This is a genomic window from Streptomyces sp. P9-A2, from assembly GCF_036634175.1.
GTDB classification, from domain to species: Bacteria; Actinomycetota; Actinomycetes; order Streptomycetales; family Streptomycetaceae; genus Streptomyces; species Streptomyces pratens.
This window is the reverse complement of record NZ_JAZIFX010000001.1, coordinates 5,749,028-5,773,358: the sequence shown is the minus strand read 5'-3', so window position 1 is coordinate 5,773,358 and position 24,331 is coordinate 5,749,028. Positions and strand designations below refer to the sequence as shown.

The window sequence follows — 24,331 nt, the reverse complement described above, 5'->3', positions numbered from 1 at the left end:
AGGTGTGAGTGCAACAAAAAACCCCTCGTGCCATGAGGCAAGCGAGGGGAGCGCGTCGGGCGGGGGCGTTGAGCAGGCAGTGCTCAACGTCAGCCGACGCGCTTTCCAAGTACGAGAATTCGGGTGCGCATGGCATTGACCCTCCCCCCGGCGCGCACCGACTGTCAAGTGGGTGGGACGGGAGTCTCATCATGTGAGCGCAGGACCGCGCCGCTCCGGAGCATCGAGGCCACTCCTGACGCGTACCCGCCCACGCCGCCGCAACCACCCGGACCGCCACCCGCGTACACGGGTTCGACCGGTCCGCTCGGCACCGGATAGCGGCCGGTGCAGAGTGCCCTGCGCAGCCGGTACTCGTCCAGCGGCCCGGAGAAGGCCATGCCCTGCCCGTGCGTGCACCCCATCGCGCGCAGGGCGACGACCTGCTCGGGCAGGTCCACCCCGTCGGCCACGGACTGCATGCCCAGGTCGCCGGCGATCCGCAGCAGCCCGCTGGTGATCTTGTGCAGCCGGGCGGACTCGACCACACCCTCGACCAGGCTGCGGTCGAGTTTCAGTACGTCGACGGGGAGTCGCCGAAGGGCGGTGATCGCCGCATAGCCGCTGCCGAAGCCGTCCAGCGCGATCCGGACGCCGACCCGCCTGAGCGCGGTCAGCCGGCGCTCCAGCTCGTCCAGACAGACCCGCGGGTCCGTCTCGGCCACCTCGACGACCAGTGAGCCGAAGGGCAGTCCGTGCCGGGTGAGCAGTGCCTCGATCGAGCCGAGCGGCAGCGACCGGTCCAGCAGCCGGCGCGCGCCGATCCGGACCGCCACGGGCACCGACACCCCCGTCGCCTGCCGTTCGGCGGCCTGTTCCACGGCCTCTTCGAGGAGCCAGCGGCCCAGCTCGGCCGTCTTCTCACTGTCCTCGGCGACCCGCAGGAACTCGGCGGGGGTGAAGAGCACGCCCTGCGAGGAACGCCAGCGCGCCTGGGCGTAGACCGAGGTGATCCTGCCGTCCTGGAGGGACACCACCGGCTGGTGCAGCAGTGCGAATTCGCCGTTGTGCAGCGCGGCGCGCAGCCGGGTGGCCAGCTCCGCCCTGCGGGCGACGTCCTGCTGCATCTGCGGCCGGTACAGCTCCACCCGGCCCTTGCCCGCGGCCTTGGCCCGGTACATGGCGAGGTCCGCGTTGCGCAGCAGTTCTCCCGCGCCGAGGGCCGGTTCGGCGAAGGCGACGCCGATGGAGGCGTTGACCCGGACATCGTTGCCGTCGATGAGGTAGGGCTGGGAGAGGGTTGCCCGGAGGCGGTCGGCGAGCTCCAGGATGTGCCGCTCACGGGCCTCCCGGTCGCGGGCGCCGTCGCCCACGATCAGGGCGGCGAACTCGTCTCCGCCGAGCCGGGAGGCGGTGTCGCCCTTGCGGACCGCGTCCCGCAGTCTGCGGGCGGCGTGGATCAGCAGTTCGTCACCGGCCTGGTGGCCGATGGTGTCGTTGACGGCCTTGAAGCCGTCGAGGTCGATGAAGAGCACGGCCGTGCCCCTGAGGGCGGCGCCCCGGTCGGAGGCCCGGCGGCCGGACAGGGCCTGCTGGACGCGCCGGGTGAACAGGGCGCGGTTGGGCAGGTCGGTGAGCGGGTCGTGCTCGGCGTTGTGCTGGAGCTGCGCCTGGAGCCGCACGCGCTCGGTGACGTCCCGGCTGTTGAAGATGAGGCCGCCGTGGTGCCGGTTGACGGTCGATTCCACGTTCAGCCAGCCTCCCCCACTCTCGGCTCCGCTCGCGCGGGAGGTGCCCCCACCGCCGGAGCGGAAGCGGCACTCGATGCGGGTGGTGGGCTCCTCGGCCGGGCCGGCGGCGAGGAACCGGCGCACCTCGTGCACGACGCAGTCCAGGTCCTCGGGGTGGATGAGCTGCGCCAGTTCCGTCCCCACCAGGTCCTCCGCGGGCCGGCCGTACACTCCGGCGGCGGCCGGGGAGACGTAGCGGAGGATGCCGCTCGGCGCGGCGATCATGATGACGTCGCTCGAGCCCTGCACCAGGGAGCGGAAGTGGTTCTCCTTGTGGGCCAGTTCCTGGGTGAGGGTGATGTTGTCGAGCAGCATGATGCCCTGGCGTACGACGAGCGCGAGCACCACGGTGCCCCCGGTGAGCAGGACCACGCGGTCGACGCTGCGGCCGTTGAGGACGGTGTAGAGGATCCCCAGGGTGCACACCGCCGCTGCGAGGTACGGCGCGAGCGCGCCGAGGGAGCCGGCGATGGGCCGGGAGACCGGATACCGGCCGCGCTCAGGACCGGGCACGCCCGGATGCTGGAGGTACGGGGGGTGAAGGTACGGGGGGTGGGCCGGGTCGTGGGTCGCGTGGAGGGCCGGGTCGTTCGCGTGGAGAGCCGGGTGGCCGTTCGCTCGGGGGGCCGGGTGGCCGTTCGCTCGGGAGTTCGGTCCGCCGTGCTGTCCGGGCAGGTGCTCGCGCACCACGCGCGCGTGCGCCTCGTCCCCGGGCCGAACGCCCCGGGGCCGGGTCCAGGGCGCGTACGCCAGGAGCAGCGAGCCGGCGAACCAGCCCGCGTCGAGCAGTTGCCCCGACCGGTAGCTGTCGTGCAGCAGCGGGGAGGTGAACACGGCGTCGCACATCACGGTGAGCGCGAGCGCGCCGATCGCGGTGTTGACCGCGGAGCGGGTGACCGCCGACCGCCGGAAGTGCAGGGCGAGCACCATGCTGACCAGGGCGATGTCGAGCAGCGGATACGCCAGGGACAGCGCGGTGTGCGCCACGTCCTCGCCCCCTGCCTGCGCGGTCTGGGCGAGCGCAAGGCTCCACGCGAGCGTGAGCAGGGAGCCACCGATCAGCCAGGCGTCCAGGCCCAGGCAGACCCAGCCGGCCCTGGTCACGGGCCGTCTGGCGAGCACCAGCAGCCCCACGATGGCGGGCGGCGCGAAGCACAGGAAGAACAGGTCGGCGTAGCTGGGGCTGGGCACAGGGAGTCCGAGGACGACCTCGTACCACCCCCAGACCAGGTTGCCCAGGGACGCCATGGTGGAGGAGATGCCGAACAGCAACCAGGCGGGCCGGAAACGGATGCGACGGCCGCGCGCGTACAGGAAGCAGGACACGGCGGCCGCGGCCGCCGCGGCGCTCAGTCCGAAGTCACCCATGATCAGCGCGAGTTGGTCCGATCCCCAGCCGAAAGCGGCGCCGATCGCGTAGGCCGCGCAGACGACGGCGAGGACGAGCTGCGGTACCAGGACCCGCCGGCGCTCCACGGCCTGCGGGTGGGGCGCCGGCGCTTCCGGGGCGTGATGGGCCCGCACCGCTCCGTCGAGCGTGGTCGTGGGGGCCGGCGCGCTCACCGGTCCCTCCCGGTACACGCTGGTCCGGCCAGGTGGGCCGGCCTCCCGCGGCTGCCGTACCCGCGGTGGTGGGGACAGGGGTCACCGGGGCGGCCGCCGCTCCGGACGTGGTGACCGAAGGCGTGGTGACCGCGGGTGTGGTGACCGCTGCGGTGTCCCCGGCTGTGCACGGTCGTGCGCCAGGGTCGCCGACGGCGGCTCAATCGCGTCGGATCGCTCGTCCATAGGCCGTGCATCGCCCGTCGCCCCCCTCACAGTCTGCAATGTCGATCCCCCGCGCCGACCGGTCAGCGGCGCAGCCCCTGTCGGGACGATACACCAGTCTCGTCACTCAGGGACATAGCTTCTCTACGCTCCGTAACGATCACTTGATGTATGAGTACCCATCGCGTCCGGGAAAACGCGGACGGTACCCGAAGCGGACTACATGCTTACCGCCTCCGTCACCAGGATCACGTTCCGGAGCTCCTCCCGGTTCACGAATCGGTTCAACTGGTCCACCAGCAGCCGCTCGGCACGTGGCCGGAAAGCGGAGGTGGGTCCGCCCACGTGCGGGCTGATGAGAACGCCCGGGGCCCGCCACAGGGGGTGGTCCGAGGGGAGCGGCTCGGGGTCGGTCACGTCGAGGGCCGCGGTGATACGGCCGCTCTCCACCTCGGTGAGCAGGGCTGAGGTGTCGACAACGGCCCCCCGGGCCACGTTGACGAGCAGCGCGCCGTCCTTCATCCGGGTCAGGAAGCCGGCGTCCACGAGGTGGTGGGTGGCGTCGGTGAGCGGGGTGGAGAGAATGACGACATCCGCCTCCGGCAGCAGGGCGGGCAGTTCGGTGAACGGATGCACCGGACCGCGCGCCACGGTGCGTGCGGAGCGCGCGACGCGCGCCACCCGCGCGAGCTCGAACGGAACGAGCCGGTCCTCGATGGCCGCGCCGATCGCCCCGTACCCCACGATGAGCACGCTCCGGTCGGCGAGCGCGGGCCTGAATCCGCCGAGCCACTCCCCCTTGTCCTGCGCCCGCACGAAGTCGGGCAGGCCTCGCAGTGAGGCCAGGACGAGAGCGAGCGTCAGCTCGGCCGTGCTCGCCTCGTGCACGCCGCGCGCGTTGCAGAGCCGCACGCCGGGGCCCAGGTGACGCAGACCGGGCTGTACATGGTCGACGCCGGCGGACAGGGTCTGCACGACCTCCACCGAGCTCATCAGCGGCAGCGGGCGCACCCCGACGCCGCCGGCCTTCATGTACGGCACGACGTAGAACGCGCAGTCGGCCGGGTCTGCCGGGTACTCCCGCGCGCCCTCCCAGAAGTGGTACCGCGGCCCCTTCGGAAGACCCTCGATCTCGTCCGGCGGAATGGGAAGCCATACGTCAGCACTCATGGTCCGGAGGCTATGTCAGGGGCCCGCGACGCCAGAGGTTAGGTTGGGGTCCGGGAAAGGGAGGGTCACGACCAGGTGGAGCGCAGGACGATCGGCGCGGCGGCACTCGCGGTGGGGGCCGTCGGACTCGGGTGCATGCCGATGAGCTGGGCCTACAGCACCTCGCGACAGCGCGGCGAGCACTCACTCAGGGCGGTGCACCGGGCGCTCGACCTGGGGTCGACGCTGCTGGACACGGCTGACATGTACGGCCCGTTCACCAACGAGCTGTTGCTGGGGCGGGTGTTGAAGGAGCGTCGCGGCGACGCCTTCGTGTCGACGAAGGTCGGTCTGCTGGCGGGCGATCAGCACATTGTGGCCAACGGCCGCCCCGGGTACGTGAAAAGGGCCTGCGACGCCTCACTGCGCCGACTGCAGACCGACGTCATCGACCTGTACCAGCTGCACCGCGCGGACCCGGAGATCCCCGTCGAGGAGACCTGGGGCGCGATGGCGGAGCTCGTACGGGCCGGAAAGGTGAGGGCGTTGGGGCTCTGCGCGGTCGGTGCGCGATCCGCGCGGCGGCCCGGGGCGCGGCTGCACGACGCGACGGTCCGGCAACTGGAGCGGGTGCAGCAGGTCTTCCCGGTGAGCGCGGTGGAGGCGGAGCTGTCGGTGTGGTCGTCCCAGGCCCGAGAGGTGCTGCTGCCGTGGTGCGCCGCGCGCGGTGTGGGTTTCCTGGCCGCGATGCCACTGGGCAACGGCTTCCTGACCGGCACGCTGACGCCGGGTGAGGGTTTCGAGGCGGACGATCTGCGGGCCCGGCACCCCCGTTTCACCGCCGAGATGATGGCTGCGAACCAGCCGATCGTGGCCGGGCTGCGCCGTGTCGCCCGCCGGCACGGCGAGGACGTCACCCCGGCGCAGGTGGCCCTGGCCTGGGTGCTGGCGCAGGGCGGGCAGGTGATCCCGGTGCCGGGCGCCAAGCAGGAGCGATGGGTCACCGAGAACGCGGGGGCGGCGGACCTTCGTCTGACGGAGGCCGACCTGGCGGAGATCGCGGAACTGCCCGCGGCCCAGGAGTCGTGGGACTGAGACGGAGACTCGCGGGAGCGGTACCTGACGTCACGGGCCGTCGGGCCGGGATCATGGACCGGAACCGGGAGCGCAACCGGTCGGGTCGGCCGTGACGAACGGGCCCCGAAGACCCGGGCCATCAGGACGAAACCGTGGGAGCAGGACCCGGGACCATAGGCCGTCGAGCCACGATCGTGGAATCCGGGCCGGGGCCGGCCGGTGATCGACGGTTCGGGCTCGCGTGATCGGGAACTTCTGGGGCGCGGGCGGTGTATGACAGGGAGGACCCGCCGCGTCGAAGGGACGACATCGTGCACCATCGAGCCGTTACGGCCGTGCTGGCCACCGCCGTGCTCCTGCTGACGGCCGGCTGTTCCTCCGACGACGGAGGATCACCGGGCAAGGACGCCGCCTCCTCCTCGGGCGGTTCGGCCGGACGGTCCTCGTCCCCGGGGAGCGGCACCGAGGAGACGCCGCCCGCGAAGGGCTCGGTGGAGGTGCTCCGTACGGTCGGTACGGATCTGCGCTCCCCGTGGGGGCTCGCTCCCCTGGCCGATGGCGATCTGCTGGTGTCGTCACGGGACGAGGCCACGATCAGCCGGGTCGACGCCGACACGGGCGAGACGTCCGAGCTGGGTGAGGTGCCGGGGGTGTCGCCGGCCGGCGAGGGCGGCCTGCTCGGCATCGCGCTCTCCCCCGAGTACGCCTCGGACCGCATGGTCTACGCCTACTTCACCTCGGCCTCGGACAATCGCGTCGTCCGTATGATCTATGACGAGAAGAAGCCCGAGGGTGAGCGGTTGGGCGCGCCGGACACGGTGTTCCGGGGCATCCCCAAGGGTGTGGTTCACAACGGCGGCCGGATCGCGTTCGGCCCGGACCGGATGCTGTACGTGGGCACGGGCGAGAGCGGCGACACCGGCCTCTCCCAGGACGAGAAGTCGCTGGGCGGCAAGATCCTGCGGCTGACCCCGGAGGGTGAGCCGGCGCCGGGCAACCCGCTCCCCGACTCCGCGGTGTACTCGCTGGGGCACCGCAATGTGCAGGGCCTGGCCTGGGACTCCAAGCAGCGGTTGTTCGCCTCGGAGTTCGGCCAGAACACCTGGGACGAGCTCAACGCGATCGAGCCCGGCGCCAACTACGGCTGGCCCGAGACGGAGGGCACGTCCGACGACGACGACTTCCGCAGCCCGATCGCCCAGTGGAGCACGGACGAGGCCTCCCCCAGCGGCATCGCGTACGCGGAGGGGTCGGTCTGGATGGCGGGCCTGCGCGGCGAGCGCCTGTGGCGGATCCCGCTCAAGGGTACGGAGGCCTCGGCGGACCCGCAGGCCTTCCTGGAGGGCGAGTACGGGCGGCTGCGCACGGTGGCGGCGGCGGGCGGCGACAAGCTGTGGCTGGTCACCAGCAACACGGACGGCCGCGGCGACCCGGGCGGCGAGGACGACCGCATCCTGGAGGTCCGGGTGAGCTAAGGGCTTTCGTCCGCCGGTTCCGGCTCCGGTTCCGGCTCCGGTTCCGGCTCTGGCTCCGGTTCCGGCTCCGGCTCCGGTTCGAGCTCGCCGGGTTCCGGTGACGGGCGTACGACGACCTTTCCGGACTCGAGATCTATCGGTCCGTTCCCGGGACCGGCGTCGCCGACGTCCTCCCGGGTCAGTGCGAGGCGGTTCTGCTCGTCCTGGGTATGTTTGCGGCCGGGAGCGAACAGTTCCTCGAAAGCGTTGAACACCGCTCCCCCTTCCAGGGCCGCGTGGGTGTGCCGCCCATTGTCCCGTCGCGGGCCCGTTCCCGGCCGGGCCGCGAACAGCTCCAGGCGGTGGGCGAGCGCCGCTGCCTCACCGCGTCCGGAGACGTCGAGCTTATCGAGGATGTCGGACACTCGACATCCTCCCCCTCTTAAAAGAGGAGGATTCCAACCCGGGTGGGTCGAGGTTCACGGGCGCTCGCGAACAGCTGGTGGCCGCTGTCGCCCCTCCGGCACCGGCTGCGCGCCGGGGGCGGGGAATCCCGCCTTGTCCTGCCGCGACGTCGACTGCCGCGCTCTCATCCGCGTCGCAGGTAAACCCGCAGGACACGCAGACGAACTCGGCTTGGCTCTTGCGCGAGTTCCTCTCGGTCCATCCACAGTCACAGGCACTGCACCGCAGCGGGGTGCAGGGGCGGGTACGTCCTCGACCCGGCCCGGAGCCTTCTCACCGGTACGGCGGCGCAGCGGTGCGGCGGCGCAGCGGTGCGGCGGCGCAGCGGGCTCCGGCCCTGGGTGAGGATCACCCGGTTCGGTCCGGCTATCTGCCGCGCCCCGTTTGCCGGGCTGTGCGACGGTTCCCTTCGCGGAGGCGGTCGTGTTCGTGATGTCCAGTTCCTCGAACCGGATCAGGCTGTGGGTGCGGGCGAGCGTCGTCGAGGCCTTCTCGCTTCCCGTCACACCCACCCGGACGAGTGACCGACCACGCCGTCATCCGTCAACGGCACCTTCCACACCCGGTCCGCCACACCTGCCCAAGACCGCCCCCGGCACCGTCGAGGACACAACGTCGCACCACCCGGAAGGCGATGCGACGTTCCCTGACGCACTGCACGGGAGCGGGCATCCACCCGAAACGGCGAGGCCGAGGCCTCTCCGGGGCTGCTCGGGAACTGCCAGGAATCTCCCCGGCGCCTGCCGGGGTGTCCCGTGGTGGCTCAACCGGCGGCGGGCAGCCCCAGCAGTACGTCGGTGTACTTGAGGACGGCGAGCAGCAGCCCGATGGCGCCGAGTGCGACACCGGCCCAGGCGACCGACTTGATCCAGGGCGCCTGCCCGGCACCGGGCGTCCCGAACGCGGGCCGGACGAGCACCGCCACACCGACGATCAGCGCGGTGAGCGCGAACAGGCCACCCCACAGCGCGCTGGTCTGCCAGGCGTCGCCGTAGATCTCCTTGACCTGGGTGGCGACGGTCGAGTCCGCGGCGGTCTCCAGCTGGCCGACGAGGGTTTCGCGTGCGGCGGCCACCGTGCCGAGCCAGCTGCCGGTGAGCGAGACGATGCCGAGCCCGGCGGAGACGATCGCCGCGGCGCCCTGCCCGACGCCGGGGGCGTCCCGGGTCTCCGGCTCCGCCGCGGTCTCCGGCTCCGCCGCGGTCTCCGGCTCCGGCTCCGTTGCCGTCTCCGTGGTGCTGCCACCGGCCGCGTCGGCGTCAACGGCCGCCCCGGCCCCGGCTTCGGTCCCGGCTTCGGTCCCGCTCCTGTCCGCGCCGTCATCGGCGCCGTTGTCCTCGGCCTTGGCCGCCTTCTCGGTCTCGGTCCTGGTTTCCATGGGTCGCACCGTACGGACGCTCTCTGAGAAGTCCCTTAACGCCCGCTGTGCGCCGCGCGTGCCTGCCGCCATTCGGGAGCCAGCACCGACCACACCTCCAGGTCGTGCCGTACGCCGTGGTGGAGATGGGACTGGCGCCGTACCCCGTCGCGGGTCATGCCGAGCCGGCGGGCGATGTTGAGGCTGGGCTCGTTGCCGGCGGCGGCGACCCACTCCACGCGGTGGATGCCCCGCTGGTCGATCACCCAGTCGATCAGCACCCGCATGGCGCGGGTGACCAGCCCGTGCCCGGTGGCGGCCGGCTCCAGCCAGCAGCCGACCTCGCAGGTGCCGCCCGCGGCGTCGAAGTTCAGCGTGAGCACCCCGCCCACCAGGGTGCCGTCCAGCCACAGGCCGTGCAGCGCGGCCGTGTCGGCGGCGCGGAGGTCGGCGTACCGCTGGAGGGTCTCCCGCGCGGTGGGCACGTCGACGGCCTTGGAGCCGAAGGGGACGTACTGGTTGATGAATTCCCGGCCCCGCTCCAGATGGGCGAGGAACTCCTGCGCGTGCCAGGGCTCCAGGGGGCGCAGTTCGGCTCCGTCGTCACCCAGTCGTATGGCGTACATCCGTCTGCCGTTCCTCCTTGGCGAGCACGTCCTCCACCTCGGTGTCGGTGGCGGCGGCCAGCCTCTCATGGGCGGCACGGCTCTCGGGCGGTTCGATGCTGATGCGCGGCAGGATCCGGTCCAGCCGGCGCGGCAGCCACCAGTTGGCGTCGCCGAGCAGGTGCATGAGGGCGGGGACGAGCAGGGTCCGCAGCACGAAGGCGTCGAGGGCGACGGCGGCGGCGAGCGCGATGCCGAACATCGCTATCACGCGGTCACCGGTCAGGACGAAGGCGAGGAAGACCGAGATCATGATCACGGCCGCGGAGTTGATCACCCGGCCGGTCTCGGCGAGGCCGACCCGTACCGCGCGCCGGTTGTCGCCGGTCTCCAGCCATTCCTCGTACATCCGGCTGAGCAGGAAGACCTGGTAGTCCATGGAGAGCCCGAAGAGGACCGACACCATGATCACGGGCAGGAAGGGTTCTATGGGGCCTCCGCTGCCCAGGCCCAGCAGTTCGCTGCCCCAGCCCCACTGGAAGATCGCCACGACCACGCCGAAGGTGGCGGCGACGGCGGCCACGTTCATCGCGGCGGCCTTGAGCGGGATGGCTATGGACCGGAAGGCGAGCAGGAGCAGCAGACAGCCCAGACCGATGACGACGCCGACGAAGAGGGGCAGCTTGCCGATGATGACGTCGGCGAAGTCGTCGTAGCCGGCGGTCACGCCACCGACCCGCACGTCGAGGGCGGTGCCGGCCTCGGCGCGCGGCAGTACGTCCTCGCGCAGCCGGTCGACCAGGTCACTGGTCTGCTTCGACTGCGGGGAGGACTCCGGTACGACGGAGAGGTACGCGGTGCCGCCGTCCGCGCTGTGGACCACTGGTCCGACGGCCGCGACGCCCTCGGTCCCGCCCAGGACGGGACCGATCCGGTCCAGGGCGAGCCGGTCGGCGGCGCCGTCGACCTCGGTCACGAGGGTGAGCGGGCCGTTGACGCCGGGGCCGAATCCGTCGGCGAGGAGGTCGTAGGCCTGTCGGGTGGTGGAGGTCTTCGGATCGTTTCCCTGGTCGGACGTGCCGAGGTGCAGGGAGGAGGTGGGCAGCGCCAGTACCGCCATGACGGCCAGGGCGAGCACACCGAGCAGCTTGGGCCTGCGCTCCACGAACGCCGCCCAGCGGGCGGCGAAGCCGGTCGGCAGTTCCGGCTGCGGGCCGGTCTGGGCCAGCCGGCGCCGTTCGCGGCGGTTGAGCGCGCGCATGCCGATGAGCGACAGCAGGGCGGGCAGCAGGGTGACGGAGGCGGCGACGGTCAGCACCACGGTGAGCGAGGCCGCGACGGCGACGCCGTTGAGGAAGTTCAGCCGGAGGATCAGCATGCCCAGCAGGGCGATGCACACGGTGGCCCCCGCGAACACGACCGCGCGTCCGGTGGTGGCGACGGCGTCCGTGGCGGCCTCGGCGACGGACAGCCCGCGCTTCAGTCCGCGCCGGTGCCTGGTCACGATGAACAGCGCGTAGTCGATGCCGACGCCGAGTCCGATCAGCATGCCCAGCATCGGCGCGAAGTCGGCGACGGTCATGACGTGCCCGAGCAGCACGATCGAGGCGTACGCGGTGCCGACGCCGACCAGCGCGGTGGCGATGGGCAGCAGCGAGGCGGCGAGCGAGCCGAAGGCGAGGAAGAGGACCACGGCGGCGACGGCCACTCCGACGATCTCGGCGAGGTGCCCCTCGGGTGCCCCGGTCAGTGCGGCGGCGCTGCCGCCCAGTTCCACCTGGAGGCCGTCGGTCTCCGCGGCCTCGGCCGCTTCGAGCACGGCCGCCGCCTCGCCCTCGTCGATGTCCTTGGCCAGGTCGTCGAAGACGACGGTGGCGTAGGCGGTACGGCCGTCCGCGCTGATCCCGCCGGTGCCGTCGTCCCCGTAGGGGCCGGTCACGGCGGCGATGCCGGGCAGGTCCGCCATCCGGTCCAGGGCGCGGGTCATGCTCTGTTCGACGTCGGAGTCCAGGACGCTGCCGGAGGGGGTGTGCCAGACGACGGTGTCGCTGTCGCCCGAGAGGGCCGGGAACCCCTCGCGCAGCAGTTCGGTGGCGTACCCGGACTCGGTGCCGGGCACCTCGTAGTCGTTCGAGTACGCGTTCCCGGTCGCGAAGGCTCCGGCAGCGACCCCGCCGAGGGCGAGGAGCCACAGCAGAACGGTGATCAGACGGCGTCGGACACACCAGCGTGCGAGTGCTGTCACGAATCATGCTCCAGAGTGACTGTCGGTGGATCTTTGACCGGGAACAGTCGCTTGTGAACCGAACAGCCCGCAAAGAACGCATGAGCAAGGAATTCGCACTATTACAGCCCAGAATGATCGATTGTTACTTTCGTGTGCTTATTCACAATGCGCAGAATGTACACATTTCACGACCCTCCCCTTGGATCCGTCTCCGGACGTGAGGCCGCTCACCCGTACCGGGGTCAGTCGAACTGATCCCCCAGCGCCATCACCATCAACCCCGCGACCAACAGCCACAGCGCCCTGCGGGTCCGTCCGCGTGAGCCCAGCACGGCGGCGAGTGCGCAGACACCGGCACCGCAGGCGTAGGCCGCCGGGACGAGGGCCGGCGCGGATCCGGTGAGACGGAGCAGCGCCGCGGCCACCCCGGCCAGGGCGAGTGCGGCCCCGGTGCCGACCGCGGCCCACCGAGCCCGGCGGGCCCGGCGCGGGGCGTCTTCGTCGCCTTGCTCGTCGTGCTCCCCGTGCCCGGCGTCTTCGGCCTCGTCGCCGCGCCCGGTCTCGTCGGCGTCTTCGGGGTGTCCGGTCTCGTCGGCGTCTTCGGCGCGAGTGTCCGGGGACGGGTCGGAATCAGCACGTCCGCTCATCGCGGGAGCGTATCGCCCCAGGCCCGGAGACCGGGATGCGGGGTTGCGGGGTGCGAGGCCGCCTGTTGCCGTCCGTCGGTCCGCGACAGCTCGCCGCTCCGGCGCCGAGCGCGCCACCGAGCGCGTCACGGAGCCGGTCGCACCAGAACATGGAAGAGAGGGAGACGCACCGGACCCGGTGCGTCCCCCTCTTCGCTCTCCCGTGCCGCTGTGCGGCGCCCGGGAATCGGAATCAGCCCTCGACACCCAGTTGCTGAAGGATCAGCTCCTTGACGCGGGCCGCGTCCGCCTGGCCGCGGGTGGCCTTCATGACCGCGCCGACCAGCGCTCCGGCCGCCGCGACCTTGCCACCGCGGATCTTGTCCGCGATGCCCGGGTTGCCGGCGATGGCCTCCTCCACGGCGGCGGTGAGCGCGCCGTCGTCGGAGACGACCTTCAGGCCGCGCTTGTCGACCACCTCGTCCGGCGTGCCCTCGCCCGCGAGGACGCCCTCGATGACCTGACGGGCCAGCTTGTCGTTCAGGTCGCCGGAGGCCACCAGCGCGGTGACGCGGGCGACCTGCTCCGGTGTGATCGCCAGCTCGTCGAGCGCCTTGGCGGACTCGTTGGCGCTGCGGGCGAGTTCGCCCATCCACCGCTTGCGGGCGGAGGCCGCGTCCGCGCCGGCGTCGATCGTGGCGACGATCAGGTCCAGCGCACCGGCGTTGAGGATCGACTGCATCTCGGTGCCGGAGATCCCCCACTCCTCGCGGAGCCGGTTGCGGCGCACCAGCGGCAGCTCGGGCAGCCCGGCACGCAGTTCCTCGACCCACTCGCGGGACGGGGCGACGGGGACCAGGTCGGGCTCCGGGAAGTACCGGTAGTCCTCGGCCTCCTCCTTCACGCGGCCGGAGGTCGTCGACCCCGTGTCCTCGTGGAAGTGCCGGGTCTCCTGGATGATCGTCCCGCCGTCGTTCAGCACGGCGGCGTGCCGCTGGATCTCGAAGCGGGCCGCGCGTTCCACGGACCTCAGCGAGTTGACGTTCTTCGTCTCCGAGCGGGTGCCGAACTTCTCCCGGCCGTGCGGGCGCAGCGACAGGTTGACGTCGCAGCGCATCTGGCCCATCTCCATCCGGGCCTCGGACACGCCGAGCGCCCGGATGAGCTCGCGCAGTTCACGCACGTAGGCGCGCGCGATCTCGGGGGCCCGCTCGCCCGCTCCCTCGATCGGCTTGGTGACGATCTCGATGAGCGGGATGCCGGCGCGGTTGTAGTCGAGCAGGGAGTGGGACGCGCCGTGGATACGGCCGGTGGCGCCGCCGACGTGCGTCGACTTGCCGGTGTCCTCCTCCATGTGGGCGCGCTCGATGTCCACGCGGAAGGTCTCGCCGTCCTCCAGCTGCACGTCGAGGTAGCCGTTGAAGGCGATCGGCTCGTCGTACTGGGAGGTCTGGAAGTTCTTCGGCATGTCCGGATAGAAGTAGTTCTTCCGGGCGAAGCGGCACCACTCGGCGATCTCGCAGTTCAGCGCGAGACCGATCTTGACGGCGGACTCGATGCCGATCGCATTGACGACCGGGAGCGCGCCCGGCATGCCGAGGCAGGTGGGGCAGGTCTGAGTGTTCGGGTCGGCGCCGAGCGTGGTCGAGCAGCCGCAGAACATCTTGGTCCTGGTGCCGAGTTCGACATGGACCTCGAGGCCCATGACGGGGTCGTACGACGCGAGTGCGTCCTCGTACGACACCAGGTCGGTCGTGGTGGTCACGGTGTAACTTCCCTCTCAGCCCAGCAGGACGTCGTCGTCGCCCAGCCGCTTCAGCTCGCGGTACAGGATGGCGAGGCTCGTGACGATCGCTACGGCGGACACAGTGGCGTCGATCAGGACCAGGGTGTCCTTCTCGTGCCGCGCCTTCTTGACGCGCTTGGCGACGCCGAGCGCGCCGAAGGCGGTGGCGGCCATGGACAGATACGTACCGGACCTGGACTTCTTGAAGCCCTTGGCCTTGGTCAGTGCGCTCACAGCGACGGAGCCTCCTCGATCAGCGGGTGGCCCCACTTTTCCACGAAGGCCGCTTCGACGGCTGCGCCCACCTTGTAGAGGCGGTCGTCCTTCATGACCGGGGCGATGATCTGCAGTCCGACCGGCAGGTTGTCCTCGGGCGCGAGGCCGCAGGGCAGCGACATGGCCGCGTTGCCGGCCAGGTTGGTCGGGATGGTGCACAGGTCGGCGAGGTACATCGCCATCGGGTCGTCGGCGCGCTCGCCGATCGCGAAGGCGGTGGTCGGGGTCGTCGGGGAGACGATCACGTCGACCTGCTCGAACGCCGTGTCGAAGTCCTGCTTGATCAGCGTACGGACCTTCTGGGCGCTGCCGTAGTACGCGTCGTAGTAGCCGGAGCTGAGCGCGTACGTGCCGAGCATGATGCGGCGCTTGACCTCGGGGCCGAAGCCGGCCTCGCGGGTCAGCGAGGTGACCTCCTCGGCGGAGTGCGTGCCGTCGTCACCGGTCCGCAGGCCGTAGCGCAGGCCGTCGAAGCGGGCGAGGTTGGAGGAGCACTCGGACGGGGCGATCAGGTAGTACGCCGACAGGGCGAGGTCGAAGGACGGGCAGTCCAGTTCGACGATCTCGGCGCCGAGTTCCTTGAGCAGTTCGACACTCTCGTCGAACCGCTGGATGACGCCGGCCTGGTAGCCCTCGCCGCGGAACTGCTTGACCACGCCGACCCGCATGCCCTCGACCGAGCCGTTGCGGGCGGCCTCGACGACCGGGGGGACCGGGGCGTCGATGGAGGTGGAGTCGAGCGGGTCGTGCCCGGCGATGACCTCGTGCAGCAGGGCCGCGTCCAGGACCGTGCGGGCGCAGGGGCCGCCCTGGTCGAGGGAGGAGGAGAACGCCACCATGCCGTAGCGGGAGACCGCGCCGTAGGTCGGCTTCACGCCGACCGTGCCGGTGACGGAGGCCGGCTGGCGGATGGAGCCGCCGGTGTCGGTGCCGATGGCGAGGGGGGCCTGGTAGGAGGCGAGCGCGGCGCTCGATCCGCCGCCGGAGCCGCCGGGGATCTTGGTGAGGTCCCAGGGGTTGCCGGTCGGTCCGTAGGCGCTGTTCTCGGTGGACGACCCCATGGCGAACTCGTCCATGTTGGTCTTGCCGAGGATGACGACGTCGGCGGCCTTGAGCCGCTTGGTGAGCGTCGCGTCGTACGGCGGGATCCAGCCCTCGAGGAGCTTGGAGCCGACGGTGGTCGGAATGCCCTCGGTGGTGAAGATGTCCTTGAGCGCGAGCGGGACGCCGGCCAGCGGGCCGAGCTTCTCGCCCTTGGCGCGCTTCTCGTCGACGGCACGGGCCTGGGCGAGGGCGCCCTCGCGGTCGACGTGCAGGAAGGCGTGCACCTTCTCGTCGACGGCCTCGATCCGGGTCAGGTGTGCCTCGGTGACCTGGACGGCCGTGAGTTCGCCGGAGGCGATCTTCGCGGCGGTCTCGGCGGCGGTGAGCCTGATGATGTCGGTCATGCTGATCAGTCCTCCCCCAGGATCTGCGGCACCTTGAAACGCTGCTGCTCCTGGGCCGGGGCGCCGGAGAGCGCCTGCTCGGGGGTGAGCGAGGGACGGACCTCGTCCGGGCGCATGACGTTCGTCAGCGGCAGCGGGTGCGAGGTCGGCGGTACGTCTTGGTCGGCGACCTCGCTGACGCGGGCCACCGCGCCGATGATGTCGTCGAGCTGGCCTGCGAAGTGGTCGAGCTCTTCGGGCTTCAGCTCCAGACGCGCCAGCCGGGCGAGGTGGGCGACCTCCTCGCGCGTAATGCCAGGCATGCAGCGTTCCTCTGGGGTGAGTGTGCGGTTCGGGCTAGGACCTGTCGTCGCGTCCCGGGCCGGGCGTGGCGCGGCAGGCGGGAAGGTGACGACAGGCCCCAATCCTATGGGGCGCGGCCCCGTACCCGTGAAACGGTTTCCCCGCGCCCCCCGAAAGCGGCGCCGCCACCCTGCTCCGGAACGCCGGTGCCACCGGGAAACCGGCGCGGGACGGGCCCTGTCCCACCACCGGCATCGCCCTCCCGCGACCGGTCCCGAACCGGCCCTCGGACCGGCCCTTGGACCGGCACCGCCCGTCCCACGCGACGCGGCCCGCCCTCGGACCCGCCGGTCGCAGGCCGGGCGAGCCGCGTCGTACCGCGGCCTTCCGCCGTGGACATACCGCGTGGAAAAGGAGGGGCCGTCCCTGCGCGGGCCCCGCGACGGCCGGCCTTCGGGTCGTCGGCGAGCCTCCGCCATGACGAGCGAGGCCCCGTGACGGAGGGGCCGGCCCCGCGACGAGCGAGGCCCCGTGACGGGGTGCGGCGGTGTCAGGCCGGGTGGCCGGAGTCGTCGGCGGCCGCTGCCGGGAGGACGGCCGCCGGGCGCTGCCAGCCGCGGGAGCCGCGGGCGAGGAGCCAGGCCGTGGCTTCGTCGGGCGGCATCGCGGCCGCGACCAGCCAGCCCTGGACGGCGTCGCAGCCGAGGTCGCGCAGGCGTTCCCAGGTCTCGTCGTCCTCGACGCCCTCGGCGACGACGAGCAGTCCGAGCGAGTGGGCGAGGTCGACGGTGCAGCGCACGATCTCGGCGTCCTCGGTGTCGACGGCCAGTCGGGCCACGAACGAGCGGTCGATCTTCAGCTCGCTGACGGGCAGCCGCCGCAGGTGCACGAGGGAGGAGTAGCCGGTGCCGAAGTCGTCGAGGGACATCTTCACCCCGTGCCCGGTCAGGGCGTTCAGGGTGTCGGCGGCGCGCTGCGGGTCCTCCAGGAGGACGTGCTCGGTGATCTCCAGCTGGAGGGCTCCCGCCGGGACGCCGTGCCGGGCCAGCCGGGCCGCGACGGAGCCGGCGAAGCCGGGAATGTGGACGTCGCGCGGGGAGACGTTGACCGCGACCGGCACGAACAGGCCCTGCGCACGCCACTCGGCGACCTGGCCGAGCGCTGTCTCCAGCACGTACTCGGTGAGCTGCGGCATCAGCCCGGAGGACTCGGCGATCGCTATGAACTCGTCCGGCGGCACCCTGCCGCGCTCCGGGTGCACCCAGCGGACCAGGGCCTCCAGGCCCGCGACCTGTCCGTCGAAGCGGACCTTGGGCTGGTAGTGGAGCTGGACCTCGTGGGCGTCCAGGGCCCGGCGCAGATCTCCCAGGAGTCCCAGCCGGTCGGGGGTGTTGGAGTCCCGCTTGGACTCGTAGACCTCGACGCCCGTACGGTCCCGCTTGGCCTGGTACATCGCCACGTCCGCGCGCCGCAGCAGGCCCTCCGCGTCGAGGGCGTGGTCGGGGAAGACGGCGACGCCCGCGCTGGCCTCCAGCACGAGGGTGAGGCCGTCGAGGTCGAGGGGCGAGCTGAGGGCGGAGACCAGGCCGCGGGCGACCCGGGTCGCGGACGTGGTGGAGTCGACGACCGGCAGTAAGACGGCGAACTCGTCGCCACCGAGCCGCGCGGCCTCCGCCCCGCGCGGCAGGGCCAGCCTCAGCCGGTCGGCGATCTGGAGCAGCAGCCGGTCACCGGCGAGGTGGCCGAGCGTGTCGTTGACCGATCTGAACCGGTCGAGGTCGATCAGCATGAGGGTGGCGCGGGCGCCCGCGCGCTCGGCGTCGTCCAGCGCGGTCCAGATGCGCTCGAGGAGCCACTGGCGGTTGGGCAGCCCGGTCAGCGGATCGCGCAACTGCTCCTCCGCGCGGGCCCTGGCCATCCACAGCATGGAGTCGAGCGCGATCAGCGGGATGGCGAACAGCGGCAGCACGATCGGCCGGGCGTCGGCGACCACGCAGATCAGTGGCGCTATGCCGAGCAGCGCCACCGCGACCAGGCCCTGTCTGACCAGGGCGGTGCGGGCGACCGTGGGCAGTCCGCCCCGCGGGACGTGCAGGTACCACTGGAGGGTGCGGGTGACCGCGAGATACGCGGCGGCGACCAGCACCACCTCGAAGGCGGTGTGCAGCCCCCAACTGTCCGGGGTCGAGGGGGACTCGACGGACGGTACGGTCCCGCACAGGGCCAGCACCAGCGCGCCGGCGCCGATGCCGAGCAGGTCCACCGCGCCGTGCAGGACGCCCTGCCGCCAGCGGCCCCGCCGGGCCACGCCGACCAGCACGACCACGGTGAGGCTGACCATGCCGGCCGGGACCCAGCCGTAGAGCAGCAGCACGGCGAGGGTGACCGCGGCGCCCGAGCCGGTGCCGCCCCACCAGCGGGAGCGGCCCAGCATCACCAGGTGGCCGACGACGATTCCGGTCAGTACGGCCAGGGACCAGCCGACGCGGCCGGACGGGAAGAGCGCGTGAGAGCCGGTGAACGCTCCCAGGACACCGGCGCCGAGCACGAACGCGGCCGCCGAGACGACCGCCGTGGGCAGCGCGGGCCAGGGGAGGTGCCGTTCCGTGTGCGCTTCGGACAGGCCCGGGCCGTCCGAGGACAGTCCGGTGGAGAGCGGGGGCGCTCCGGAACTCCGCCCGGCTCCCGGTCGCCCTGACGTCGGCTGCCCCGCGCTCTGCCGTCCGGTGCCACGTGCGCCCTGGGGACGCGCCTCCGCGGTGCGCGCCCCGGGGCGTCCCGGTGCGCCCGCGGGCTGCGCGGGCCGTCCTGTCCCACGTCCGCGTCGCCGTACGGCCGCCATGCGGCGCAGGCCCCGGCGCAGCCGTGAGCCCGGGGCGGCGCTCTCGGTGGGTTCCATTCCCGTCCCTCTCACAGCCGGCGGTGCCCACCCCACACGGCTCGATGCCCGACAACCCCCGGCGACTCCGTGATAGAAAGCCCTTCCACGGTGCCGCCACGAACACAGAGATGCCCCGACCGCAGCTGGGCACGGCGGGCGCACCTCCCAACAGTAGGCCGCGCAGGGCTTTCAGGGGCACCGGTCGCCGACGGTTGCCCGAATGCGCCCCGGCCACCCGTATCCATCTGGTACGTGCCGATCGAGTGACCTTTCCCCCGCTGTCGCTCGGCTGTTGCCCTGCGGTTCCCCGGCTACTCCTCGACGGGCAGCGCCACGGCGGCCGCCGCCTCGGGCCCCTCGTCGAGCAGGACGGTGAAGCCCCCCTCGTTCAGAACCGGCACCTTGAGCTGCATCGCCTTGTCGTGCTTCGACCCCGGGTTGTCACCCACGACGACGAAGGACGTCTTCTTGGAGACCGAACCGGTCACCTTCGCTCCCCGGGTCTGCAGCGCCTCCTTCGCGCCGTCCCGGGTGAAATGCTCCAGGGTGCCGGTCACCACGACCGTCAGCCCCGCCAGCGGACGCGGGCCCTCCTCCTCGCCGGCCCCCTCGTCCTCCATGCGGACACCGGCCGCCCGCCATTTGCGGATGATCTCGCGGTGCCACTCCTCGGCGAACCACTGCTTGACCGAGGCGGCGATGATGCCGCCGACGCCCTCGGTGGCGGCCAGTTCCTCCTCGGTGGCCTGCTCGATCCGGTCGACGGACCGGAACTCCCGGGCCAGCGCCTCCGCCGCGACCGGGCCGACGTGCCGGATCGACAGACCGGTGAGGATCCGGGCGAGCGGGCGCTCCTTGGCCGCCGCGATGTTCGCCAGCATCGCGACCGCGTTCTTGCGCGGCTCGCCCTCCTGGTTGGCGAAGACGGTGGCGGTCTTCTCCTCGCCCGTCTTCGGGTCCCGCTTGGGCAGCCCGCTGTCCTGGTCGAGGACGTACGCCCGGATGGGCAGCAGCTGCTCGATGGTGAGGTCGAACAGGTCGCCCTCGTCCTTCAGCGGCGGGTCCGCGGGCTCCAGCGGCCCGGTGAGCGCCGCGGCGGCGACATAGCCGAAGTGCTCGATGTCCAGCGCCTTGCGGCCCGCGAGGTAGAACAGGCGCTCCCTCAACTGGGCGGGGCAGGTACGGGCGTTGGGGCAGCGCAGGTCGACGTCGCCCTCCTTCATCGGCCGCAGCGGCGTACCGCACTCGGGGCACTCGGCCGGCATGACGAAGGCGCGCTCGCTGCCGTCGCGCAGGTCGGCGACCGGGCCGAGGATCTCCGGGATGACGTCCCCGGCCTTGCGCAGCACCACCGTGTCCCCGATGAGGACGCCCTTGGCCTTGACCACGTCCTGGTTGTGCAGCGTGGCGAACTCCACCTCGGAACCGGCCACGGTGACCGGCTCGACCTGTGCGTACGGCGTGACCCTGCCCGTACGGCCCACGCCCACACGGATGTTGACGAGCCTGGTGTTGACCTCCTCGGGCGCGTACTTGTACGCGATGGCCCAGCGCGGTGCGCGCGAGGTGGAGCCGAGGCGGCCCTGGAGCGGGATCTCGTCGAGCTTGACCACCGCGCCGTCGATCTCGTGCGCCACGGAGTGCCGGTTCTCGCCGTAGTACGCGATGAACTCCCGTACGCCGGCGAGGTCTTCGACGACCCTGTTGTGCGGGGAGGTGGGCAGGCCCCAGGTCTTCAGCAGGTCGTACGCCGCGGAGAGGCGGGCGAGGCCCTCGAAGCCCTCCAGGGCGCCGATGCCGTGGACGACCATGTGCAGCGGGCGGGTGGCGGTGACCCGCGGGTCCTTCTGGCGCAGCGAACCTGCCGCCGCGTTGCGCGGGTTGGCGAAGGGCTTGTCGCCGGCCTCCACCAGGCGGGCGTTGAGGCCCTGGAACTCCTCCATCGGGAAGAAGACCTCGCCGCGGATCTCCACGAGGGCGGGCACCGCGTCGCCCTGCAGACGGTCCGGGATCTCGGCGATGGTCCGCGCGTTGGGGGTGATGTCCTCGCCGGTGCGGCCGTCGCCGCGGGTCGCCGCGCGGACCAGGCGCCCGTGCTCGTAGGTGAGGTTGACGGCGAGGCCGTCGACCTTGAGCTCGCACAGGAAGTGGAACTCCTGCTCGCCCAGCTCCCGGTGGATGCGCTCGACCCAGGCGGCGAGGTCGTCGTCGTTGAAGGTGTTGTCGAGGGAGAGCATCCGGGAGCGGTGATGGACGGAGGTGAACTCCGTCTCGTACGCCCCGGAGACCTTCTGGGTCGGGGAGTCGGGGGTGCGCAGTTCCGGGAACCGCTTCTCCAGCTTCTCCAGTTCGCGCAGCAACCGGTCGAACTCGGCGTCGCTGACGACGGGCGCGTCGTTCACGTAGTACCGGAAGCGGTGTTCCTCGATCTGCTCGGCGAGCCGGGCGTGCTGCTCCCGCGCCTCGGCCGGCACGTTCGTCGTCTCCGCCTGCTGGTCACCCGCCACCGTGTCTTCTCCCGTCACCGTGTCTTTTTCCGTCACCGTGTCTTTTTCCGTCACTCCGGGTTGTCCGCGAGGGATCTCGCCGCCCGGACGCAGTGTGCGTAGGCGGTGCGCGCGTACTCCGGGGAGGCTCCCGCGAGTCCGCACACCGGGGTGACCGTGACCGCCTCCGCGAGAAGGCCCGGCCGCAGCCCCAGCCTGCGCCACAGCGTTCTGACCCCCATGACGCTACCGGCAGGGTCCGACAGTGGGCCGTCCGTCCCCGGCACGACACCGGTGAACAGCCGGGTGCCGCTCTCGACCGCCTCCCCGATCGTCTCGTCGTCACGTTCGGTGAGGAGCGAGAAGTCGAAGGAGACCGCCTGCGCTCCCGCCCGCCGCAGCAAGGCGAACGGGACGTCCGGCGCGCACGAGTGGACCACGACCGGGCCGTCGCCGTGCACCCCGAACACGTCCCTCAGGCCGGACTCGACGAGCTGCCGGTCCACCGCGCGGTGGGTGCGGTAGCCGCTGGCGCTGCGCACCCGGCCGCGCAGGACGTCGGTGAGGGAGGGCTCGTCGAGTTGGAGGACGAGTCGCGCGCCGGGTACCCGCCGGCTCACCTCGGCGAGGTGCAGACGCAGTCCCTCGGCGAGCGAGGCGGTGAGGTCCCGGCAGGCGCCGGGGTCGGAGAGGGCCACCTCGCCGTTGCGCAGCTCCAGCTGGGCGGCGAGCGTCCAGGGGCCGACGGCCTGCACCTTCAGCGGGCCCTCGTACCCCTGGGTGTGCTCCTCCAGCGCGTCGAGGTCCTCGCCGAGCCAGGAGCGGGCCCGCTTGGTGTCGCGTCCGGGCCGGTCACCGATCCGCCAGCCGCTGGGCTCCACCCGCGCGTACAGCTCGACGAGCATCCCGGCGGTCCGGCCGATCATGTCCGCGCCGGGTCCCCGGGCGGGCAGTTCGGGCAGGAAGGGAAAGTCCTCGAAGCTTCCGGTGACGGTCTTGACGGCCTCTCGGGCGTCCCCGCCCGGCATCGACCCGACCCCGGTCGCGGCCCCGAACCTGAACTGGCTGTTTTCGCTCACTGGGGCAGCGTACGGAACGTGCGGGGAGGCCGGTGTCCCGGCCGTGCCGGCGGGGCGTGCGCCCAGCAGCACAGTCGGTCCCACGCCCGGCAGGTCGACGTCGCGGCGACCCCGCGCCTCGCCCGCACGGTCAACCCGTACGCCTGTCAGGTCGGCGTCCGGCGTCGCGGCGTTCCGGCGTCGCGGCGGCCTGACGCCTCGCCCGAACCGCCAGGCCGTACCCCTGCGGGTTCGGCGCCCCGCCCGCACGGTCAGGCCGTACGCCCGCGAGGTCAGCGCCCCGGCCGCACCGTCAGGTCGTTGACCTCCGCGTCCCGGGGCAGGTCGAGGGCCGTGAGGAGGGTGGTGGCGACCGACTCGGGGTCGATCCACCGGCCGGGGTCGTAGTCCTTGCCCTCCTGCTGGTGCACCTTGGCCTGCATGGGGCTGGCGGTGCGGCCGGGGTAGACCGAGGTGACCCGGACGCCGTTGCCGTGCTCCTCCTCGCGCAGCGCGTCGGCGAGGGCCTTCAGACCGTGCTTGGAGGCCGCGTAGGCGCCCCACTGGGCGTGGGCGCTCAGGCCCGCACCGGAGTTGACGAAGACCACGTGTCCGCGGCTCGCGCGCAGCTGGGGCAGGAAGTGCCGGGTGAGTTCGGCGGGGGCGACGAGGTTGACGTCGAGCTGGTGCCGCCAGGTCTTCGGGGTCAGCTCGCCGATCTCGCCGAGGTCGACGACGCCGGCGATGTGCAGCAGGGAGTCCACCCGGTCCGGGAGGGACTGGTGGGAGAGGGCCCAGCTGAGCCGGTCGGGGTCGGCCAGGTCACCGACGAGGGTCCGCGCGCCGGGGAACTCGGCCGCCAGTTCCTTCGCGCGCCCCGCCGAACGTGCGTGCAGGACGAGTTCGTCCCCGCGCGCGTGCAGCCGGCGGGCGACGGCCGCGCCGATGCCGGAACCGGCTCCGGTGATCACATGAGTAGGCATGCCCGCCATGCTCGCATCACCGCATGGTCAGGGCCTGGCCAGGGTTCTCCCTTGGAAGGACCTGAGTGGAAGGACCTGAGCCGGGTCACTCGATGCCCTGGCTCTCCTCCAGGTAGGCCAGTGCCCCGACGGGCTCCTCGGCGAAGAACACCAGGTCGGTGAGGGCGCGGGGCAGGAAACCCTCGTCCTCCATCCGCCGGAACTGGGTCTTGAGGCCGTCGTAGAAGCCCGCGCTGTTCAGCAGGACCACCGGCTTGTCCGTGTGCCCGTGCTTCTTCAGCTCGAGGATCTCGGTGGCCTCGTCGAGCGTGCCGGTACCGCCCACCATGACGACCACGGCGTCGGCCTTCTCGAGGAGCAGGCGCTTGCGCTCCGCCAGGTCCCGGGCGACGATCATCTCGTCGGCGCCCACGCGGGCCTTCGCCGCCAGGAACTCCACGGAGACGCCGAGGAGCCGCCCGCCCGCCTCCTGTACCCCGTCGGCGACGACCTTCATCAGGCCGACGTCGGAGCCGCCCCACACCAGGGTGTGGCCGCCCTTGCCGAGCAGCTCGGCGAACTCCCGCGCGGGGCGCGTGTACCGCTCGTCCAGATCGGCGGCGGAGAGAAAAACACAGATGTTCACGGCCCCAGGG

At 72.0% G+C, this 24,331-nt stretch carries 18 protein-coding genes; 2 read left to right on the top strand and 16 right to left on the bottom strand.

Features of this window, described 5'->3' with window-relative positions; translation table 11 throughout:
- Positions 1-164: 164 nt before the first annotated feature.
- Positions 165-3,332, bottom strand: a complete 3,168-nt coding sequence (locus V4Y04_RS26315) for a putative bifunctional diguanylate cyclase/phosphodiesterase (protein ID WP_332430803.1) — start codon at positions 3,330-3,332, stop codon at positions 165-167.
- 423 nt (positions 3,333-3,755) lie between these two features.
- Positions 3,756-4,706 carry a 2-hydroxyacid dehydrogenase gene (locus tag V4Y04_RS26310; protein WP_332430801.1) on the bottom strand — a complete coding sequence of 317 codons (951 nt, stop codon included), beginning with the start codon at positions 4,704-4,706 and terminating at the stop codon, positions 3,756-3,758.
- A 75-nt stretch (positions 4,707-4,781) separates the two neighbouring features.
- On the opposite strand from V4Y04_RS26310, the gene V4Y04_RS26305 reads away from it, so the two are divergent.
- Together V4Y04_RS26305 and V4Y04_RS26300 are read left to right on the top strand one after the other, a co-directional pair.
- The gene (locus V4Y04_RS26305) at positions 4,782-5,780 is read left to right on the top strand and encodes an aldo/keto reductase (protein ID WP_332430800.1); all 999 of its coding nucleotides are present in this window, start codon (positions 4,782-4,784) and stop codon (positions 5,778-5,780) included.
- A gap of 293 nt (positions 5,781-6,073) precedes the next feature.
- On the top strand, positions 6,074-7,237 hold the full coding sequence (locus V4Y04_RS26300) for a PQQ-dependent sugar dehydrogenase (protein ID WP_332430799.1): 1,164 nt from the start codon (positions 6,074-6,076) through the stop codon (positions 7,235-7,237).
- Here V4Y04_RS26300 and V4Y04_RS37820 read toward each other — a convergent pair.
- From V4Y04_RS37820 to V4Y04_RS26230, 14 genes are all read right to left on the bottom strand, one after another.
- Positions 7,234-7,641, bottom strand: coding sequence for a DUF6191 domain-containing protein (locus tag V4Y04_RS37820; RefSeq protein WP_443080089.1), 408 nt, complete (start codon positions 7,639-7,641; stop codon positions 7,234-7,236). The genes V4Y04_RS26300 and V4Y04_RS37820 overlap by 4 nt on opposite strands.
- A gap of 803 nt (positions 7,642-8,444) precedes the next feature.
- The gene (locus V4Y04_RS26290) at positions 8,445-9,059 is read right to left on the bottom strand and encodes a hypothetical protein (RefSeq protein WP_332430798.1); all 615 of its coding nucleotides are present in this window, start codon (positions 9,057-9,059) and stop codon (positions 8,445-8,447) included.
- Between the two features lie 35 nt (positions 9,060-9,094).
- A complete protein-coding gene (locus tag V4Y04_RS26285; protein WP_332430797.1) occupies positions 9,095-9,664 on the bottom strand; it encodes a GNAT family N-acetyltransferase in 570 nt (189 codons plus the stop codon).
- Complete coding sequence (locus V4Y04_RS26280; protein ID WP_332430795.1) at positions 9,642-11,888, bottom strand: MMPL family transporter; 2,247 nt, start codon at positions 11,886-11,888, stop codon at positions 9,642-9,644. The genes V4Y04_RS26285 and V4Y04_RS26280 overlap by 23 nt, the downstream gene beginning before the upstream one ends.
- Before the next feature lie 224 nt (positions 11,889-12,112).
- The gene (locus V4Y04_RS26275) at positions 12,113-12,517 is read right to left on the bottom strand and encodes a hypothetical protein (protein ID WP_332430794.1); all 405 of its coding nucleotides are present in this window, start codon (positions 12,515-12,517) and stop codon (positions 12,113-12,115) included.
- Between the two features lie 232 nt (positions 12,518-12,749).
- Positions 12,750-14,261: an Asp-tRNA(Asn)/Glu-tRNA(Gln) amidotransferase subunit GatB gene (gene gatB / locus V4Y04_RS26270; RefSeq protein ID WP_332430793.1), complete on the bottom strand. Its 1,512-nt coding sequence runs from the start codon at positions 14,259-14,261 to the stop codon at positions 12,750-12,752.
- Positions 14,262-14,276: 15 nt separating this feature from the next.
- Positions 14,277-14,516 (bottom strand): hypothetical protein, encoded by a 240-nt coding sequence (locus tag V4Y04_RS26265; protein ID WP_055573565.1) that lies wholly within the window; start codon positions 14,514-14,516, stop codon positions 14,277-14,279.
- The gene (gene gatA / locus V4Y04_RS26260) at positions 14,513-16,006 is read right to left on the bottom strand and encodes an Asp-tRNA(Asn)/Glu-tRNA(Gln) amidotransferase subunit GatA (protein ID WP_332430792.1); all 1,494 of its coding nucleotides are present in this window, start codon (positions 16,004-16,006) and stop codon (positions 14,513-14,515) included. The genes V4Y04_RS26265 and gatA overlap by 4 nt, the downstream gene beginning before the upstream one ends.
- A gap of 5 nt (positions 16,007-16,011) precedes the next feature.
- Entirely contained in the window at positions 16,012-16,308 is a 297-nt protein-coding gene (gene gatC / locus V4Y04_RS26255) for an Asp-tRNA(Asn)/Glu-tRNA(Gln) amidotransferase subunit GatC (protein WP_031117542.1), read from the bottom strand.
- Between the two features lie 530 nt (positions 16,309-16,838).
- Entirely contained in the window at positions 16,839-19,187 is a 2,349-nt protein-coding gene (locus V4Y04_RS26250; RefSeq protein ID WP_332430789.1) for a putative bifunctional diguanylate cyclase/phosphodiesterase, read from the bottom strand.
- 293 nt (positions 19,188-19,480) lie between these two features.
- On the bottom strand, positions 19,481-21,676 hold the full coding sequence (gene ligA, locus V4Y04_RS26245; RefSeq protein WP_332433007.1) for an NAD-dependent DNA ligase LigA: 2,196 nt from the start codon (positions 21,674-21,676) through the stop codon (positions 19,481-19,483).
- Between the two features lie 50 nt (positions 21,677-21,726).
- On the bottom strand, positions 21,727-22,734 hold the full coding sequence (locus V4Y04_RS26240; protein ID WP_332430788.1) for a methionine synthase: 1,008 nt from the start codon (positions 22,732-22,734) through the stop codon (positions 21,727-21,729).
- A gap of 272 nt (positions 22,735-23,006) precedes the next feature.
- The gene (locus tag V4Y04_RS26235) at positions 23,007-23,705 is read right to left on the bottom strand and encodes an SDR family oxidoreductase (RefSeq protein WP_332430787.1); all 699 of its coding nucleotides are present in this window, start codon (positions 23,703-23,705) and stop codon (positions 23,007-23,009) included.
- A 76-nt stretch (positions 23,706-23,781) separates the two neighbouring features.
- Positions 23,782-24,321, bottom strand: a complete 540-nt coding sequence (locus V4Y04_RS26230; protein WP_332430786.1) for a TIGR00730 family Rossman fold protein — start codon at positions 24,319-24,321, stop codon at positions 23,782-23,784.
- Between the last annotated feature and the right edge of the window lie 10 nt (positions 24,322-24,331).

Coding starts and splice junctions, on each gene's coding strand:
- V4Y04_RS26235 (WP_332430787.1), bottom strand. CDS start 23,705: ATGGCGGGCATGCCTACTCATGTGATCACCGGAGCCGGTTCCGGCATC.
- V4Y04_RS26310 (WP_332430801.1), bottom strand. CDS start 4,706: ATGAGTGCTGACGTATGGCTTCCCATTCCGCCGGACGAGATCGAGGGT.
- V4Y04_RS26250 (WP_332430789.1), bottom strand. CDS start 19,187: ATGGAACCCACCGAGAGCGCCGCCCCGGGCTCACGGCTGCGCCGGGGC.
- V4Y04_RS26285 (WP_332430797.1), bottom strand. CDS start 9,664: ATGTACGCCATACGACTGGGTGACGACGGAGCCGAACTGCGCCCCCTG.
- V4Y04_RS26275 (WP_332430794.1), bottom strand. CDS start 12,517: ATGAGCGGACGTGCTGATTCCGACCCGTCCCCGGACACTCGCGCCGAA.
- V4Y04_RS26290 (WP_332430798.1), bottom strand. CDS start 9,059: ATGGAAACCAGGACCGAGACCGAGAAGGCGGCCAAGGCCGAGGACAAC.
- gatA (WP_332430792.1), bottom strand. CDS start 16,006: ATGACCGACATCATCAGGCTCACCGCCGCCGAGACCGCCGCGAAGATC.
- gatC (WP_031117542.1), bottom strand. CDS start 16,308: ATGCCTGGCATTACGCGCGAGGAGGTCGCCCACCTCGCCCGGCTGGCG.